Raw genomic sequence first — 15,673 nt, 5'->3', positions numbered from 1 at the left:
CGGTCGCGCTTTATGGGCCGGAAATGGCCAAGGAAATCGAACGGAAATTCCTGGTTGCGGATGACGCCTGGCGCAGCCAGGTCGAGGCCGAAATCCGTATCCGCCAGTTCTATCTCGCGGTCGGACCCGACCGGACAATCCGCATCCGCATCAGCGACGACGCAGACGCCGCCCTCACGCTGAAGTTCTCGGGACAGGGGCCCGGACGCGACGAATTCACCTGTCCGGTGCCGCTCGACCAGGCCGACGAGATGCAGTCCTTCGCGCTTGGCCGCGTGATCGAAAAGTGCCGCCATCACGTGCGCCATGACGGCTACCTCTATGAGATCGACGTGTTTTCAGGCGCGCTCGACGGGCTCGTCATCGCGGAACTCGAGACCCCGGACGCTGTTCCGGCGGAAAGGCTGCCGTCCTGGCTCGGCCGCGAGGTGACCGACGACGTGCGCTACTACAACGCGCAGCTGGCGCTCGGCCGGGCTCCGGATCGCGTGCCGTGAGCGAGCGCATCGATCCCGAAGCGCCGCTCGCCGGCGAGATCCGGCGCATCGCGGCCAAGGAGATCGAGGCCGCGCTCGGCTGCCTGGCCGACGTCGACGGCAATACCGACAAGGCCCTGCACGAGACCCGCAAGCGGCTGAAAAGCCTGCGCGCGCTGCTTCGCCTCATGCGCGCCGGCGACGACGCTTTCGCCCGCGCCGAAAACGCCCGCTACCGCGACGCGGCGCGGCTCTTGGCAGGCCCACGCGAGGCCGGAGCGCTGATCGAGACGCTCGACCGCCTCGAGCAGGAGTTCCCGGCGAAGACCGAAGGCGGCGCGCTCGACCCGGTGCGCGCGGCACTCGACCGGCGCCGCGAGAACGCCCTCGGCCAGGATCTCGGCCCTGCGGTCGCGGCAGCGGTCGACGCCTGCCGCGCGGGCCTGGCCCAAATCGAGACCCTGACCTTCGACAGCGCGCGTGACGCCGCCATCCTCGGCGCCGGCGTGCGCGACGCGAAGCGGCAGGCGCGCAAGGCGCTCGGCAGGGCGGCCAAGCGGGGAACCGCGGCCGATTTCCACGGCCTGCGCAAGGCGACCAAGATCTACGCCAGGTATCTCTCCCTTCTCGGCGGTCACTGGCCGACGCCGGTCAAGGCCCGGCGTAAATCCTTCGACGCCCTGAACGAGCGGCTTGGCGAACTGCACGACATCTTCGTCCTGCGCGGCCTGCTGCGCACCGAGCCGGCTATGCTGGACGACCCCGGCGACGCCGAGCTTCTCGATCGCCTCTGCACACGCTCGGAACGCAGGCTCAGCAAGGCGTGCCTCGGCAAGGCGGCCAAGCTGCTGCGCCCCGATCCAAGGACGTCCGCCAAGGCGCTCGCGCGCGCCGTGCGCCGGTCCAGGCAGGCCGCATGACTGCGCAGAGCGACACCTTCCTCGATCGGTTCGGGCGCTTCATCGCCGGGCGGCTGCAGGTCGAATCCTCGGGCTACCAGCCCTACACGCCGTCAGATCCGGAGACGCTGCTGCGCGTGCTCGTGCCCGGCGACATCCTGCTGATCGAGGGCAACCAGCGCATCTCGGCGACGATCAAGTACCTGACGCAGTCGACCTGGTCGCACTCAGCGCTCTATGTCGGCGACGCGCTGCCGGAACCCGAGGACGGCTCCGAGCGGCCGCGCCTGATCGAGGTCAATCTCGGCGAGGGCTGCGTGGCCGTGCCGCTGTCGAAGTACCGGACCTACAACACGCGCATCTGCCGGGCGAACGGCCTCTCGCCCTCCGACCGCGACCAGGTGGTCGGCTTCATGGTCGAGCGGCTCGGGCTGAAATACGACATGAAGAACATCTTCGACATGCTGCGCTATCTGTTCCCGGTGCCGATGCCGGTTCGCTGGCGACGCCGCGCCATCGCCTTCGGTTCCGGCGACCCGACGCGGGCCATCTGCTCTTCGCTGATCGCCCAGGCCTACGAACGCATCAACTACCCGATCCTGCCCGAGGTGACGCTCGCACCCGGCCGCGCCTCGGCGCAGTCCACCTATTCCAGGCAGGAAATCCTGCACATCCGCCACCACTCGCTCTACACGCCGCGCGACTTCGACCTCTCGCCCTATTTCCGCATCGTCAAGCCGACGCTCGAATACGGCTTCGACTACAAGAGCGTGGTCTGGGCGCACCAGGCCTAGGACACGCCGTCGATCCGCACCTGCTTCAGCGCCCTCTCGACGCTCGCCTTGTAGCGCACCAGCGGCGGCCGCACCCCATGCGCGAACAGCATGCGGCGCACTGCCGGCGAGGCCCCGGCGATGAACAGGCGCACGCCGGAACGCTGCGCCTTGTGCGCGGCCCCCTCGATGACGTTGGCCGCCGTCGAATCGAGGAACGGCACGCCGGAGCAATCGATCACGAAGGTCTTGCGCTGGCCGGCCAGGCGGTCGAGTACCGTCGCCACCGTCGAGGCCGATCCGAAGAAGAAGGCCCCGCTGATGCGGTAGACGACTGTATCGGGATCCGTCGCCTCCGACGCGTCGTAGCTCTGTCTCGGCCCGCCTGCGGCGTCCGCGACGTCGGGCTGCACGACGGCCCGGCGGGTTTCCACGGCGATCGCCCGCGACATGCGCTCGATGAACAGCACCGCGCTCAGCGCGAAGCCGACGACGATGCCTTCGGTGAGGTCGCGGAAGATGACCAGCAGGAAGGTGACGAGCAGCACCGACGCATCGCCCCAGGAGGAGCGCACGAGCGCCGCGAACGCCGTCTTCTCGACCATGTTCCAGGCGACGACCGCAAGCACGCCGGCAAGCGCCGCGAGCGGGATGTAGCTCGCAAGCGGCGCGGCCACGAGGATGAAGGCCAGGAGGAAGCCCGAATGCAGCATGCCGGCGATCGGGCCGTGCGCGCCGGCGCGCACGTTGGTCGCGGTGCGGGCGATGGTGCCGGTCACGCAGATGCCGCCGAACAGCGCCGAGCCGATATTGGCGAAACCCTGCGCGACCAGTTCGCAGTTCGAGCGGTGACGGCGTCCGGTCATGCCGTCGGCGACGACCGCCGAGAGCAGCGATTCGATGGCGCCGAGCAGCGTGAAGGCGATCGCGTCAGGCAGCACGGCCTGCATCAGGGCGAGGTCGGGGGTTGGCAGCGCCGGCAGGGGCAGAGCGCGCGGTATGCCGCCAAAACGCGTGCCGATCGTCTCGACCGGCAGGCCCGCCGCCACCGCGATGGTGGACGCTGCGGCGACGGCGACCAGCATGCCGGGCCAGGATGGCCGCCAACGCCTGAGGCCGGCGATGATCGCGATGGTCAGCACGGTCACCGCGACCGCCGCCGGGTTGAACGTCCCCCACGCGGCGGCGAGCGCCTGCAGCTTGGGGATCAGTTCGCCAGGCTCCTTGCCGTCGAGCGACAGGCCGAACAGTTCGCTGAGCTGGCTGGCGAAGATGATGACGGCGATGCCGGCGGTGAAGCCCACCGTCACCGGATAGGGAATGAACTTGATGTAGGTACCGAGCCTCAGATAGCCGACGGCGAGCAGGAATACGCCCGACATCATGGTCGCCAGGATCAGCCCGTCGACGCCGTGGCGGGCAACCGTCGAGGCCACCAGCACGATGAACGCCCCGGCCGGGCCGCCGATCTGGAACCGGCTGCCGCCGAGCGCCGAGACCAGGAAGCCGCCGATGATCGCGGTGTACAGTCCGCGCTCCGGCGAGACGCCCGACGCGATGGCGATGGCCATCGACAGCGGCAGAGCAACGATGGCGACCGTCAGGCCGGCCAGCGCATCGGCCTGGAGTTGCCGCAGCCCGTAGCCGTCGCGCAGCACGGTGACCAGCTTGGGCGTGAACAGCTCGCCGAAACTCGGCTGGCGGCGGGTTTCCCCGATTTCGGTTGCTGCGCTCATGACGGCCGTTCCGATGCTCGGTCAAGGAGCGGCGGGATCGTCGGCAATGGTGTCGGCGGTCGCGTCGCGACTGGCTACGGAGCGGAATGGCCACGCCCTTGAGGCGAGGCGCTCCGCCCGCGGCTTCAGCCGGTCATGCCCTCGTCCGGCGCCTTGAGGCGGACGCCCCGGCCGCCGACGGCGCTGGCCTGATTGGCGCCGATCAGTTCGACGCCGGCTTCATCCAGTGCGCGGATCACCTTGACCAGCGTATCGACGACGCCCCGTACGACACCCTCGCTCGCTTCCATCCGCTGGATGGTCGGCAGCGACACTCCGGCCCGCTCCGCGAGGGTCTTCTGGTCGATGCCGGCGAGCGCTCGCGCGGCGCGCATCTGCTGGGCGGTGATCACGAAGCGTGCTCCTGCCTGAGTCCGCAAGATGGACATCTAATGCATTCTTGATGATGTTTCAAGCATCAACTCTTAGGCCAAATGCCTCACTGATCCGCGGCGCCGGAACCGGCGTCGCGGCGCAACAGATTGCGGGCGACGAGCCAGCAAAGCATCGCCCAGGCAAACCCGGCGCACCAGCCGGCCAGCACGTCGGACGGCCAGTGCACGCCGAGGTAGACGCGCGAGGCGCCGACCATAAGCGTCACCAGCACGGCGAGCCCGAGCACATAGACCCGGATCGCCGTGCCCTTGACGGTGCCGGCCAGCATCGAGCCGAGCGTCAGGTAGGTCACGGCCGCCATCATCGCGTGCCCGCTCGGAAAGGACAGCGTCTGCACCTCGACCAGATGCGGCACCAGGTGCGGGCGCGGCCTGTCGATGCCGAGCTTGAGCAGGCTCGACAGGATTTGCCCGCCGCCGACCGCCACAAGGACCAGCAGCGCCTGCCGCCGCCTGCCGACCAGCAGGAGGTAGACGATCGCCGCGGCGGTCGCCATGACAAGGACTATCATCGAGCCGAGCCCGGTGATGTCGCGCACCGCCTCTTCCAGCCAGGCCGGCCCGATCGGATCGGCCGGGTTCCCGGCCTCGCGCAGCAATAGCAGGATCTCGGTGTCGAGCCCGTGCGCGGGCGCTGCGCGCGCCACTTCCGCCAGTTCGACGAAGCCCCAGAGACCACCGGCGACGACGATACCCGCCAGCAGCACGGAGAACTCGATACGGTCGGGGAGAAGCCGCTTCAGCACGGGCGAACCTCAGCGGCCGCCGGGTACCGGGCCGAGCGTGATCATCGCAACGGCGACGACGGCGAGCACCACGCCGGCGCTCTGCACCGCGCCCAGCCGCTCGCCGAACCAGGCGATGGCGATCAGGTTGACCGCTACAAGCTGGATGATCGCCGACAGGCTGAAGGCGGACGCCATGCCGAAGTCGCGCACCAGCTTCAGCATGACCAGGTTGCCGGCCGAATAGAGCGCAAGCGCAAGCACGATCTTGCCGACATGCGGGGCGATGGCCCATTGCTTGGCGACGGTCGCGGCAAGCAGGAAGATGACGGTCGCGACAGCGAGCTGAAGCAATCCCCAGATGCTCATGTTCGGTACCCCAGATTGCGCCAGCGGCGTTCGCCGTCAGCTTGTCGGGGCAAGTGCGGTCGCCGTCAAGCGGCCAGCGCAGCGCCCGTCGTCACGCCACCGGCCAAACGCGAGGTCAGACCGCCCGCGCGCGCTGCGCGCCGCGAAAACTGTCCCTGAGATAGCCGAGCGTCGCGTCGGCGTTGGCTGGCCGGCCGAACAGGAAGCCCTGGCCGCCGGCGCAGCCGAACTGGACAAGGCGCTCGGCCTGCGCCTCCTCCTCGATGCCCTCGGCCACGACATCCATGCCCAGCCCCTCGCACATCGCCAGGATGGCGCGGATGATGTGCTCGGCCGGCCGGTCGTCGAGGATCGAGGCGACGAAAGTGCGGTCGATCTTGAGCTTGTCGAAATGGAATTCGCGCAGCCTGCCGAGCGAAGACTGGCCGGTGCCGAAATCGTCGAGCGAGACGCGGATGCCGCAGCGGCGCAGGTCCTGGACGATCTTCTCGGCGGAGGCGGGATCGGACATCAGGCCGGTCTCGGTGATCTCGATCTCCAGCCGGCGCGGATCGAAGCCGGTGCGCTCGAGGATCGCCAGGATGTGCAGGCCGGTGTTCTGGTCGACCAGTTGCGAGGGCGACAGGTTGAACGACAGGAACAGGTCCTCCGGCCAGTCGCGCGCGGCTTCCGTCGCCTTGCGCAGGACCAGCTGCGACATCTGGCCGATGATGCCGCGCTCCTCGGCGATCGGGATGAACACGACCGGCGACACCGGGCCGAGGTCGCGGTCCGTCCAGCGGGCAAGCGTCTCGAAGCCCACCGTGCGCCGCGTCTTCAAGTCGACGATCGGCTGGAAATGCGGCTCCACCTCGCCCGCCGACACGGCGCGCCGGAGCGCCTGCTCGATGCGGGTGACGCGCTTGGCCGCCTCCTCCATCTCGCGTGTATAGACGACGACACGGCCACGGCCGGAGCGCTTCGCCTGGTAGAGCGCCGTCTCGGCCTTGTTGATCAGGATGTCGGTCGTCTCGTCTCCGAGATGGAAGAGCGAACATCCGACGGACGCGGACAGGCGCGCGGTGCGCTCGCCGACGTCGTAGGGCGCCGACAGGATCTCGATCAGCATGCGGGCGCGCTCGGCGACGGCCTCCTCGCTGAAGACGAGCGGGTAGAGGAAGGCGAATTCGTCGGCGCCGATGCGCGTCACCGTCGAATGGGCGTCCATGGATGCCCGCAGCCGCATCGCCACCTGGACGAGGATGTCGTCGCCGGCGCGACCGCCGAACAGGTCGTTGATCGGCTTGAAGCCGTCGAGGTCGAGGATGCCGATCGCGAAGGGGGCGGGATCGTCGGCGCGGTCGCTGATCAGGCGGTCGACCTTGTCGTAAAACCGGCGATGATTGCCAAGGCCGGTGAGGATGTCCGTGAAGGCGAGCTCCGGGCTCTCCCTGCCGGCATAGCCGTTCGCAAACACGGTCTGCATTGCTGTCCTGCTTGTTGTTGGTGGTCTTTTGGCGGCAGTCTGCCTTCAAACCGTTTAGGAAAGGTGTCTTGAACCGGTTCAAGCCGCGGAAATGCGCGGCAGGCCCGAAAACCCCGCGTCAGCCTCCGGGCAGTGAGACACGGTAGAGTTCGAGCGGTTGGCCGGCGCTTTCCGGGACGATCTCCAGCCAGTCGGGCCTCTCGCCCGCAAGCATGCCGGCGAGCATGCCGTCGGGTGCGCGCCTGGCGAGGAAGTTTGTCTCCGGGTTTCCGCGGCAGATCGCAACCAGCCCGACGCCGTTGTCGCGCACCACGCCGGCAGCCAGTTCAGGAGAGCCCGTGAAGGCGCTCAGCGCGGCGAGGTTGCCGGCGACGTTGCGGTGGTACGGCCCCGCCAGCACGCGCTGCGGCGTATAGCGCAGCATCGGTGCGCCGAGATTGGAGATGACCAGGACTTCCGTCGGCGGCAACGCGGCGAGCAGCGCGTGATCGGCCGGCTTGAGGCAGGCCTCCGCCGTCGGCTTGCTGGTGCTGCCGGCCGGCGCAAGCAGCGTCCAGAGGCCGAGCGAGGCGAGAATCCAGGTGACGTGGAAAGAGGCCAGCCAGGCGCCGGCCAGGCTGAGCGACGATGCGGCGCCGGGCGTTGCCTGAGCGCGGATGCGCAGGCTACCGACCCACATGGCCAGCGGAAGGCAGGCGAGCGGCAGCGAGAAGCGCGATCCCCTGACCTGCCAGATGCTGACCAGGAGCGCGACGACCAGCATGGCCGCGACAAGGCTTTCGCCGCGCCGGACGCCGGTCCTGCGCATGTGCCGCGCGAAGATGACCAGGGCGAGCAGCACCGTCACATAGTGGCCCGCCGTCGCCTCTGGTTCGTTGGCGAGCATGGTCAGGATCGACTGCGCCTCGCCGATCCCGTCGAGCCAGTAGTGCTGCATCATCGGCGGCAGGTTGGCATAGGGACCACTCAGGCATTGCGGGTAGAAGGCGACGGCAAGCACGGCCACGACGGCGCCGAGCGCGGCAAGCGATCCCGCCCGCCGCCAGGGGCTGGCGCTCAGTACCGAAGACGCGGCGACCAGCGCGAGGCCCAGGCCGGCAACCATGCCGATAGTCAGCTGGACAACGGAGAAGGCGTCGCAATAGGCGGCGCCCCATTGCGCCGCGGGCACCGTTGCGACGAAGACCGCGCCCGAAGCCGCGGCGAAGGCGGTGCCGAAGCCGGCCGTGGCGCCGCGCGCTTTCTCGCCGCGCAGCAGGTACCAGCCGGAGACAAAAAGGCCGCCCACCGCCACATAGGGCACGGTCTCCATGCCGACCGCCAGCATCAGCACGGCGGCGACGCCAGCCGCCACGCCCGCGCCCGTTCCCGGGCTGAGCAGGAACACCATCATGGCCAGCATCAGGACGAGTTGCAGATTGTGGTGGTCGATGGCGCCGGGCGCGAAGATGCCGACATAATAGAGCGTCGCCGCGCCGAGGATCGTCAGCGGAAACAGCGCTTCCTCGGGCAGCAATTCGCGGCCGATGCGGAGCAGCAGGTAGAGCGCGGCGGCGAAGAGCAGAAGCGGCCAGGCGATGAGCGCCACCGTCTCGCCGGCGGCCGGCGACCCGGTGACGGCGGTAGCCACCAGCATGATCGCGGCGATCGGCGCGTCCACCAGCCGGGACCAGTGCATCAGCAGTCCGCCTTCCGCGCCCATTCGGTACTGGTGCAGGTCGAACCAGCCCTGCCCGGCGACGAGGTCGCGCACCTGGACCAGCCGGAGCATGCTGTCGTTGTCGGCGGTGCCGGAGAGCTTGCCGAAGCCGCCCGCCGCAGCGATGGCGCCGACCACCAGCATGGCTGCCAACGCCCTGAAAGCATCGCCCTGCCAGAACGATTCCTTGCCCGGCCGAGCGCCGACCATCGTCATCTCACTAGCCATTCGATCTTCCGGAAGACAATCCGCACCCGGCTAAACCTAGCCTTAACCGCTTCAATAAATAGTAAAGCGCCGCATACCGGGGCCCGCGCGGGGACTTGACCGGAGCGGCGAGGCGGGAGCGGGAGTCAATCGATGCGCCACAGCAGCCTGGACGATCTTTCGATCGCGATCCTGATCCCCTGCTACAATGAGGAACAGACGATCGGCGACGTCGTGACGCGCTTCCGCGCGACGCTGCCGTCCGCCTCGGTCTATGTCTATGACAACAACTCCAGCGATCTCACCGCGTTGCGGGCGCGCGCCTCCGGCGCGATCGTCGTGCGCGAGCCGCGCCAGGGCAAGGGCAACGTGGTCAGGCGGATGTTCGCCGACATCGAGGCCGATATCTACGTCATGGTCGACGGCGACGGCACCTATGCGCCCGAGGATGCGCCGCAGCTCATCAACACGCTCCTGACGGGCCACTCGGACATGTCGGTCGGCACCAGGCGCGGCGTAACCGACGATGCCGGCCGCGCCGGCCACGCCTTCGGCAACCGTCTCTTCAACGCGCTCTACAAGCGCATGTTCGGCCGCGACTTCACCGACATCTTCTCCGGCTACCGCGCATTCACGCGCCGTTTCGTCAAGAGTTTCCCGGCCGTCTCGGGCGGCTTCGAGATCGAGACCGAGATGTCGGTGCACGCCTCGCAGCTGAAGCTGCCGGTGAGCGAGATCGCGCTCGACTACGGACGCCGGCCGGAAGGCTCGGCCTCGAAGCTGTCGACCTACAAGGACGGCGCGAAAATCCTCTGGATGTTCGCCATGCTGGCCAAGGAGACGCGGCCGATGCGCTTCTTCGGCGTCATCGCGGCGCTGTTCGCGGCGTCCAGCCTCGTCCTGATGACGCCGATCCTGATCGAATATGCCGCGACCGGGCTGGTTCCGCGCATGCCGACCTGGGTTCTGTCGCTCGGCCTCCTGATGTTCGCCGCGATGATGGTGGTCACCGGCCTTATCCTGGATTCGGTGTCGCGCGGCCGCGCCGAACAGAAGCGCATCTTCTATCTCAGCATCCCCGGCCGCCCGGCCAGGCAGGAGGCGCATTCGCTTGCGCGGCCCGCGACCAAGCGCGGATCGTCCCGCGCCGCATGAGCCGCATCCTGCGCTTCGCCTTCGTCGGCGGCCTCGGCTTCGTCGCCGACGCCGGCATGCTCTTGCTGCTGCTCGCGGTCTCGCCGCTCGGCCCGTTCTCGGCGCGGCTGGTCTCGGTCAGCTTCGCGATGACCGTCACCTGGCTCTGCAACCGCACGCTGACCTTCGCGCCGTCCGGTCGAGGCGTCGTGCAGGAGGGCGCGCGCTACGGCTCGGTCGCCGTCGGCATCGCCTGTTTCAACTACCTTCTCTACAGCGGCCTTCTGCTCGCCATACCCGCCCTGCCGCCGCTCGCCGCGCTGGTGATCGCGGCAGCCGCGGCGATGGCGCTCTCCTATCTCGGCTACTCCAGGCTGGTCTTCGACCGCTGAGCGGCGCGCCTGCGCCAAAGGTTGGCGGCCTGGCCCGATTGGCAGACGCCCCGCTCTTGCCTATATCGCAGACGACACCAACCGCCGGAGCATGCAATGCCGCTGAACATCGCCGTGCAGATGGACCATATTTCGACGGTGTCGATAGCGGGCGACACCAGCTTCGCGCTTTCGCTGGAGGCGCAGCGGCGCGGCCACCGGCTTTTCCACTACACGCCCGACCGCCTGTCGATGCTCGGCGGCAAGGTGTTCGCGCGGATCGAGGAAATGACGGTGCGCGACGATAAGGGCGATCACTTCACGCTCGGCGAGCCGGTGCGCACCGACCTGCAGGAGATGAACGTCGTCCTGCTCAGGCAGGACCCGCCCTTCGACATGAACTACATCACCACCACGCATATCCTGGAGCGCATCCATCCGAAGACGCTCGTGGTCAACGATCCTGTCTGGGTGCGCAACAGCCCGGAGAAGATCTTCGTCGCCGAGTTCCCCGACCTGATGCCCGAGACGCTGATCACCCGCGATCCGGCCGAAGTGGCGGCGTTCCGCAGGGAACACGGCGACATCATCATCAAGCCGCTCTACGGCAATGGCGGCGCCGGCATCTTCCATCTCAGGGATGACGACCGCAACCTCGCCTCGCTACTCGAGATGTTCGGCCAGATGTTCCGCGAGCCGTTCATCGTGCAGCGCTACCTCAAGGACGTCCGCAAGGGCGACAAGCGCATCATCCTGATCGAGGGCGAGCCCGTCGGCGCCATCAACCGCGTGCCGGCCGAGCACGATTCGCGCTCCAACATGCATGTCGGCGGCCGCGCCGAGAAGACCGAGTTGACGGAGCGGGAACGCGAAATCTGCGCACGCATCGGCCCGGCGCTCAGGCAGCGCGGCTTCGTGCTGGTCGGCATCGACGTGATCGGCGACTGGATGACCGAAATCAACGTGACGTCGCCGACAGGGGTGCGCGAGGTCCGTCGGTTCGGCGGCGCCGACATCGCGGCGCTGTTCTGGGACGCCGTGGAGGCGCGCAGGGCATAGCCGCCGGGCGGCTCAAACAGGCCGTCGCCCGTCCCGCTACGCGCCCGGTTTGTTCCGGCCTCGCAACCGGCCGCAACCTGGCTGCAGCCTGCGCTGCATGTTTGTTCCCTTCCTGTTCTTGCTTTATCCTAAAAAGCGTGCTTTGCTGACGTAAAGGTCATTTCCGTTGCGGGCAGCGGCTCCGCCATCGGACGATCCGGAGGGGCGGCATGGTTTCGCGCGTGCGCACGGTCGCGTTCCAGGGCATCGAGGCGGTGCCGGTGGACGTCCAGGTGATGATCGCCCCGGGGAAGGTCAACATCCACATCGTCGGCCTGCCGGACAAGGCGGTGGCCGAAAGCCGCGAGCGGGTGCAGGCGGCGCTGCATGCGTCGGGCCTGTCGATGCCGGCCAAGAAGGTCACCGTCAATCTCGCGCCGGCCGACCTTCCGAAGGAGGGCAGCCACTACGACCTGCCGATCGCGCTCGGCCTGATGGCCGCGCTCGGCGCGATTCCGGCCGACGCGCTGGCCGCCTATGTGGTGCTCGGCGAACTGTCGCTCGACGGCACCATCGCGCCGGTAGCCGGCGCGCTGCCGGCGGCCATCGGCGCTAACGCGCAGGGCAAGGGTCTGATCTGCCCGCACGCCTCCGGGCCCGAGGCGGCCTGGGCAGGGGCTGACATCGACATCCTGGCCCCACGCAGCCTGATCGCGATCGCCAACCATTTTCGGGGAACGCAGGTGCTGGCGCGGCCCGAGGCCAGCGTGCACGCGCCGGCCAGCGACCTGCCCGACCTCGCCGACATAAAGGGCCAGGAAAGCGCGCGGCGCGCACTCGAGGTGGCGGCGGCAGGCGGCCACAACCTGCTGATGATCGGTCCGCCGGGCTCCGGCAAGTCGATGCTCGCCCAGCGCCTGCCCTCCATCCTGCCGCGGCTGCAGCCGCAGGAACTGCTGGAAGTCTCGATGATCGCGTCGATGGCGGGCGAGCTTGCCGGCGGCAAGCTGACCGACCGGCGTCCGTTCCGCGCGCCGCATCATTCCGCGTCAATGGCCGCGCTTGTCGGCGGCGGCCTGCGCGCGCGGCCGGGCGAGGTCTCGCTTGCCCACAACGGCGTGCTGTTCCTCGACGAATTCCCGGAGTTCCCGCCGCAGGCGCTCGACGCGCTGCGACAGCCGCTGGAAACCGGCGAATGCATGATCGCGCGCGTCAACCACCGCATCGCCTATCCGGCGCGCATCCAGCTGGTCGCGGCGATGAACCCGTGCCGGTGCGGCATGGCGGGGGAACCCGGCTTCCGCTGCGCGCGCGGGCCGCGCTGCCAAGGCGACTACCAGGCGCGCATCTCGGGTCCGCTGCTCGACCGCATCGATCTGAGGATCGAGGCGCCGGCGGTCTCGGCCGGCGATCTGATCCGGCCCGGCCGCGCCGAGCCGAGCGCGGCAGTCGCGGCGCGTGTTCTGGCGGCGAGGCAGGCGCAGCAGGCACGACTCGGCCGCCTCGGCCTGTCGGCGACGACGAATGCGCATTGCCCGGCCGCGCTCATCGAGGAGATCGCCTCGCCCGATGCCGCCGGCCTGTCGCTGCTGCACGACGCCAGCGAGAAGCTCGGCTTCTCGGCGCGCGCCTACCACCGCGTGCTGCGCGTGGCGCGCACGCTTGCCGACCTCGACCAGTCCGAGAAGGTCGGACGCATCCACCTCGCCGAGGCGATTTCCTATCGCATCAACGCGGAGCGCATGGCGCAGGCAGCTTAGCCGCTTCACCGTCGGTGCGGACAGGGCATCGCGCCAGCGTCGGTCGTCGGCGGGGAGAAAGAGGGTGCGGCCGGAGCGCCGCTACCGGACCGAGCCGACGAGCGGCGCCGCCGGCTGGGCCTCGCGGATGGTCACCCAGCGGCCGGTATGGTTGGTCGCCTGCCGCTTCAGGAAGCGGTAGCCGGTCTGGTCCCAGAGGCGCACCGAGTCGGTCAGGTTGTCGAGCACGAAGTCGCCCTTGTCGGTGCGCACGGTCAGGACAACGTGGCCCTCGCCGTCGGGCTTTCGCACGACCGTGATAAGCAGGTTGGAGAGCGACAGCCCCTGCCGCATCAGGTCGCGCCGCTTCTCGAGCACATAGTCCTCGCAGTCGCCGACCTCGCCGGGATAGGCCCAGACTTCGTCCTTGCCGTAGATGTCGATGTCGTTCATCGGCCTGACGGCCGCGTTGACGCCGACATTCACGGCGACGATTTCCTTCCAAAGGGCGCCGCTCATATGCTCGGGTCCGGGATCGCGCAGCCGGATGTTGCACTCCACCGGATTGGCCTTGCAGAACTCGTAGTGGCCGATGGGCTGCGAGGTCAGGCCGCCAGTCTGCATGGGCTGCGACGCCGACGCAGGCGTCGCCAGCAGGGCGGCGACCAGCGCCGAACCTGCCGCAGCGATGAGGCGCTTTCGCGCCTGCCTCGTTCCCCGTGAGGTCGCCATCCGATCCCGGCCCGCCGTTTTTCCGTTTCTTAACGAAAGGTTAAGGGCGATCGTTCGGGACTGTCAATTCGATTGGCCGGCAGATTGCCGAGATGGTTACCGGCGCGCCCGGCATTGCGACCAATATGCAACAATGAGGCCACACACGCGCGTCTTCAGCCCTTGGCGGCCTTGCCGACCTTCGGCCGGGCGGCCGGCGCGCGCCCGTAGCTGGCGATGAAATCGACGATCCGCGGCACGATCTCCGCCCGGAAGCGGGAGCCGTTGAAGACGCCGTAGTGGCCGACCGCCGGCTGCACGTAGTGCACGCGCCGGTCGGCGGGGATGTTGACGCAGAGATCGTGCGCCGCCTCGGTCTGGCCCAGGCCCGAAATGTCGTCGTTCTCGCCTTCGATGGTCAGCAGCGCGGTGTTGCGGATCGCCTTCGGGTCCACCGCCGCGCGGCGATGCATCATCTCGCCCTTCGGCAGCGCGTGGCGGATGAAAACGGTATCGACCGTCTGCAGGTAGAATTCCGCCGTCAGGTCCATGACCGCGAGATACTCGTCGTAGAAGTCGCGGTGCTTGTCCGCGCCGTCGCCGTCGTTCTTCACGAGGTGCATGAAGAACTCCTTGTGCGCCGTGATGTGGCGGTCGAGGTTCATGCTCATGAAGCCGGACAGTTGCAGGAAGCCCGGATAGACGTCGCGGGTGAAGCCCGGCTCGGGCCACGGCACCTGCATGATGACGTTGTCGCGGAACCAGGCCATGCCCTTTTCCTCGGCAAGCAGGTTCACCGCCGTCGGGTTGCGCCGCGTGTCGATCGGCCCGCCCATCAGCGTCATGGTCGACGGGGCCGAACGATCGCCCCGCGCCTCCATCAGGGCGACGGCGGCAAGCACCGGCACGGAAGGCTGGCAGACCGCCATCACATGGGTGTCCGGCCCCAATTCGTGGAACATGTCGATGATGTAGTCGATGTAGTCGTCGAGGTCGAAGCGGCCTTCGCCGACCGGCACCATGCGCGCGTCGACCCAATCGGTGATGTAGACGTCCGCATGCGGAAGCATCGCCTCGACCGTGCCGCGCAGCAGCGTCGCATAGTGGCCCGACATCGGCGCGACGATAAGCAGCTTGGGATCCGGCCGGCGTCCGGCGGGCAGGTCGCGCTCGAAACGAATCAGGTTGCAGAACGACCGCGACCAGACCACCCGCTCCTTGACGGCGACCGTCTTCCAGTCGACCACGGTCTTCTCCCGGCCGAATTCCGGCTTGCCGTAGCGGCGCGTGGTGCGTTCGAAAAGCTCGGCGGCAGCGGCGACCGTCCGCCCGAACGGCGTGTGCGACACCGGGTTGAGCGGGTTCGAATAGAGCAGCCGCATGGCGTCGGCATAGGCTCGGAATGGCTGCACCGCCGCGTGGTTCAGTTCGTAGAGCTGGTAGAACAAATCAAACCCCGTTCCGACGGGTCACGCCCGCTGCCGCCCATTCTTAGGCAACGAAGTTAGCGATGTTCTGCTGCGATGCAATACGTAACGCGGCGTGAGCGCTTGGCCCAAACCGGGTCACGCGCAGAAAACTCTGCAATTTCAGACAGTTCAGTCGTCCATTCCCTCGACGAGAACCATTTCCGCATCCGCGAACTTGTGGCGGATTGCGCGGGCCGCCGTGTATTCGGGCGAGTGATAACAGTCATGCGCCGCCTGCAGCGACGGGAACTCGATCACGACGTTGCGCGCCCGGCCGCGTCCCTCGGTCGCCTCGTAGGCCCCGCCACGCGCCAGGAAGCGAGCGCCGTGCTTCTCGAAGGCGGGCACGGCGGCTGCCACGTAGTCCTTGTAGCCTTCGGCGTCCCTGACATCGACATGGGCGATCCAGTATCCTTTCGGCATGCTCT

Annotated in this window: 16 protein-coding genes; 7 read left to right on the top strand and 9 right to left on the bottom strand. The window is 68.2% G+C overall.

Going from position 1 to position 15,673, the window contains the following annotated elements; all coding sequences use genetic code 11:
• The first annotated feature begins 23 nt into the window (after positions 1–23).
• Genes ABUE31_RS10120 through ABUE31_RS10110 form a run of 3 tightly spaced genes read left to right on the top strand, consistent with a single transcriptional unit; the run spans position 24 to position 2,169 of the window.
• Positions 24–497, top strand: a complete 474-nt coding sequence (locus ABUE31_RS10120; RefSeq protein WP_367723411.1) for a CYTH domain-containing protein — start codon at positions 24–26, stop codon at positions 495–497.
• The gene (locus tag ABUE31_RS10115; RefSeq protein WP_367723410.1) at positions 494–1,396 is read left to right on the top strand and encodes a CHAD domain-containing protein; all 903 of its coding nucleotides are present in this window, start codon (positions 494–496) and stop codon (positions 1,394–1,396) included. Before ABUE31_RS10120 ends, ABUE31_RS10115 begins: the two co-directional genes overlap by 4 nt.
• A complete protein-coding gene (locus ABUE31_RS10110) occupies positions 1,393–2,169 on the top strand; it encodes a C40 family peptidase (protein WP_367723409.1) in 777 nt (258 codons plus the stop codon). The genes ABUE31_RS10115 and ABUE31_RS10110 overlap by 4 nt, the downstream gene beginning before the upstream one ends.
• Here ABUE31_RS10110 and ABUE31_RS10105 read toward each other — a convergent pair.
• The 6 genes from ABUE31_RS10105 to ABUE31_RS10080 all read right to left on the bottom strand — a co-directional run bounded on the left by ABUE31_RS10105 (position 2,166) and on the right by ABUE31_RS10080 (position 8,804).
• Positions 2,166–3,884, bottom strand: coding sequence for a SulP family inorganic anion transporter (locus ABUE31_RS10105; protein WP_367723408.1), 1,719 nt, complete (start codon positions 3,882–3,884; stop codon positions 2,166–2,168). The genes ABUE31_RS10110 and ABUE31_RS10105 overlap by 4 nt on opposite strands.
• A 125-nt stretch (positions 3,885–4,009) precedes the next feature.
• Positions 4,010–4,276: a helix-turn-helix domain-containing protein gene (locus tag ABUE31_RS10100; RefSeq protein ID WP_367723407.1), complete on the bottom strand. Its 267-nt coding sequence runs from the start codon at positions 4,274–4,276 to the stop codon at positions 4,010–4,012.
• An 86-nt stretch (positions 4,277–4,362) separates the two neighbouring features.
• Positions 4,363–5,061, bottom strand: coding sequence for a phosphatase PAP2 family protein (locus tag ABUE31_RS10095; RefSeq protein ID WP_367723617.1), 699 nt, complete (start codon positions 5,059–5,061; stop codon positions 4,363–4,365).
• A gap of 12 nt (positions 5,062–5,073) precedes the next feature.
• Positions 5,074–5,412: a hypothetical protein gene (locus tag ABUE31_RS10090; RefSeq protein ID WP_367723406.1), complete on the bottom strand. Its 339-nt coding sequence runs from the start codon at positions 5,410–5,412 to the stop codon at positions 5,074–5,076.
• 115 nt (positions 5,413–5,527) lie between these two features.
• Complete coding sequence (locus tag ABUE31_RS10085; protein WP_367723405.1) at positions 5,528–6,877, bottom strand: putative bifunctional diguanylate cyclase/phosphodiesterase; 1,350 nt, start codon at positions 6,875–6,877, stop codon at positions 5,528–5,530.
• A 118-nt stretch (positions 6,878–6,995) separates the two neighbouring features.
• Positions 6,996–8,804 (bottom strand): GtrA family protein, encoded by a 1,809-nt coding sequence (locus tag ABUE31_RS10080; RefSeq protein ID WP_367723404.1) that lies wholly within the window; start codon positions 8,802–8,804, stop codon positions 6,996–6,998.
• Between the two features lie 132 nt (positions 8,805–8,936).
• Here ABUE31_RS10080 and ABUE31_RS10075 point away from each other — a divergent pair, with 132 nt between their 5' ends.
• The 4 genes from ABUE31_RS10075 (at position 8,937) to ABUE31_RS10060 (ending at position 13,086) form a co-directional block, all read left to right on the top strand.
• Complete coding sequence (locus tag ABUE31_RS10075; RefSeq protein WP_367723403.1) at positions 8,937–9,938, top strand: glycosyltransferase; 1,002 nt, start codon at positions 8,937–8,939, stop codon at positions 9,936–9,938.
• On the top strand, positions 9,935–10,309 hold the full coding sequence (locus ABUE31_RS10070) for a GtrA family protein (RefSeq protein WP_367723402.1): 375 nt from the start codon (positions 9,935–9,937) through the stop codon (positions 10,307–10,309). The genes ABUE31_RS10075 and ABUE31_RS10070 overlap by 4 nt, the downstream gene beginning before the upstream one ends.
• 96 nt (positions 10,310–10,405) lie before the next feature.
• Positions 10,406–11,347: a glutathione synthase gene (gene gshB, locus ABUE31_RS10065; RefSeq protein ID WP_367723401.1), complete on the top strand. Its 942-nt coding sequence runs from the start codon at positions 10,406–10,408 to the stop codon at positions 11,345–11,347.
• A gap of 209 nt (positions 11,348–11,556) precedes the next feature.
• Positions 11,557–13,086 carry a YifB family Mg chelatase-like AAA ATPase gene (locus tag ABUE31_RS10060; protein WP_367723400.1) on the top strand — a complete coding sequence of 510 codons (1,530 nt, stop codon included), beginning with the start codon at positions 11,557–11,559 and terminating at the stop codon, positions 13,084–13,086.
• 81 nt (positions 13,087–13,167) lie between these two features.
• On the opposite strand, the gene ABUE31_RS10055 is transcribed toward ABUE31_RS10060, so the two are convergent.
• From ABUE31_RS10055 to ABUE31_RS10045, 3 genes are all read right to left on the bottom strand, one after another.
• Complete coding sequence (locus ABUE31_RS10055; protein ID WP_367723399.1) at positions 13,168–13,797, bottom strand: transglutaminase-like cysteine peptidase; 630 nt, start codon at positions 13,795–13,797, stop codon at positions 13,168–13,170.
• 155 nt (positions 13,798–13,952) lie between these two features.
• Complete coding sequence (locus ABUE31_RS10050) at positions 13,953–15,224, bottom strand: polyhydroxyalkanoate depolymerase (protein WP_367723398.1); 1,272 nt, start codon at positions 15,222–15,224, stop codon at positions 13,953–13,955.
• A 150-nt stretch (positions 15,225–15,374) separates the two neighbouring features.
• Positions 15,375–15,668 carry a DUF1330 domain-containing protein gene (locus ABUE31_RS10045; protein ID WP_367723397.1) on the bottom strand — a complete coding sequence of 98 codons (294 nt, stop codon included), beginning with the start codon at positions 15,666–15,668 and terminating at the stop codon, positions 15,375–15,377.
• Positions 15,669–15,673: the final 5 nt, after the last annotated feature.

This window comes from Mesorhizobium marinum (assembly GCF_040813675.1).
Classification (GTDB): Bacteria; Pseudomonadota; Alphaproteobacteria; order Rhizobiales; family Rhizobiaceae; genus Mesorhizobium_K; species Mesorhizobium_K marinum.
The sequence above is the reverse complement of the archived record's forward strand: the minus strand, read 5'-3'. Positions and strand labels throughout refer to the sequence as shown.

Excerpts from the sequence above, each read along its gene's own strand:
- ABUE31_RS10120 (WP_367723411.1), top strand. The coding sequence starts at position 24 with ATGGCCAAGGAAATCGAACGGAAATTCCTGGTTGCGGATGACGCCTGG.
- ABUE31_RS10110 (WP_367723409.1), top strand. The coding sequence starts at position 1,393 with ATGACTGCGCAGAGCGACACCTTCCTCGATCGGTTCGGGCGCTTCATC.
- ABUE31_RS10105 (WP_367723408.1), bottom strand. The coding sequence starts at position 3,884 with ATGAGCGCAGCAACCGAAATCGGGGAAACCCGCCGCCAGCCGAGTTTC.
- ABUE31_RS10090 (WP_367723406.1), bottom strand. The coding sequence starts at position 5,412 with ATGAGCATCTGGGGATTGCTTCAGCTCGCTGTCGCGACCGTCATCTTC.
- ABUE31_RS10085 (WP_367723405.1), bottom strand. The coding sequence starts at position 6,877 with ATGCAGACCGTGTTTGCGAACGGCTATGCCGGCAGGGAGAGCCCGGAG.
- ABUE31_RS10080 (WP_367723404.1), bottom strand. The coding sequence starts at position 8,804 with ATGGCTAGTGAGATGACGATGGTCGGCGCTCGGCCGGGCAAGGAATCG.
- ABUE31_RS10075 (WP_367723403.1), top strand. The coding sequence starts at position 8,937 with ATGCGCCACAGCAGCCTGGACGATCTTTCGATCGCGATCCTGATCCCC.
- ABUE31_RS10070 (WP_367723402.1), top strand. The coding sequence starts at position 9,935 with ATGAGCCGCATCCTGCGCTTCGCCTTCGTCGGCGGCCTCGGCTTCGTC.
- gshB (WP_367723401.1), top strand. The coding sequence starts at position 10,406 with ATGCCGCTGAACATCGCCGTGCAGATGGACCATATTTCGACGGTGTCG.
- ABUE31_RS10060 (WP_367723400.1), top strand. The coding sequence starts at position 11,557 with ATGGTTTCGCGCGTGCGCACGGTCGCGTTCCAGGGCATCGAGGCGGTG.
- ABUE31_RS10055 (WP_367723399.1), bottom strand. The coding sequence starts at position 13,797 with ATGGCGACCTCACGGGGAACGAGGCAGGCGCGAAAGCGCCTCATCGCT.
- ABUE31_RS10045 (WP_367723397.1), bottom strand. The coding sequence starts at position 15,668 with ATGCCGAAAGGATACTGGATCGCCCATGTCGATGTCAGGGACGCCGAA.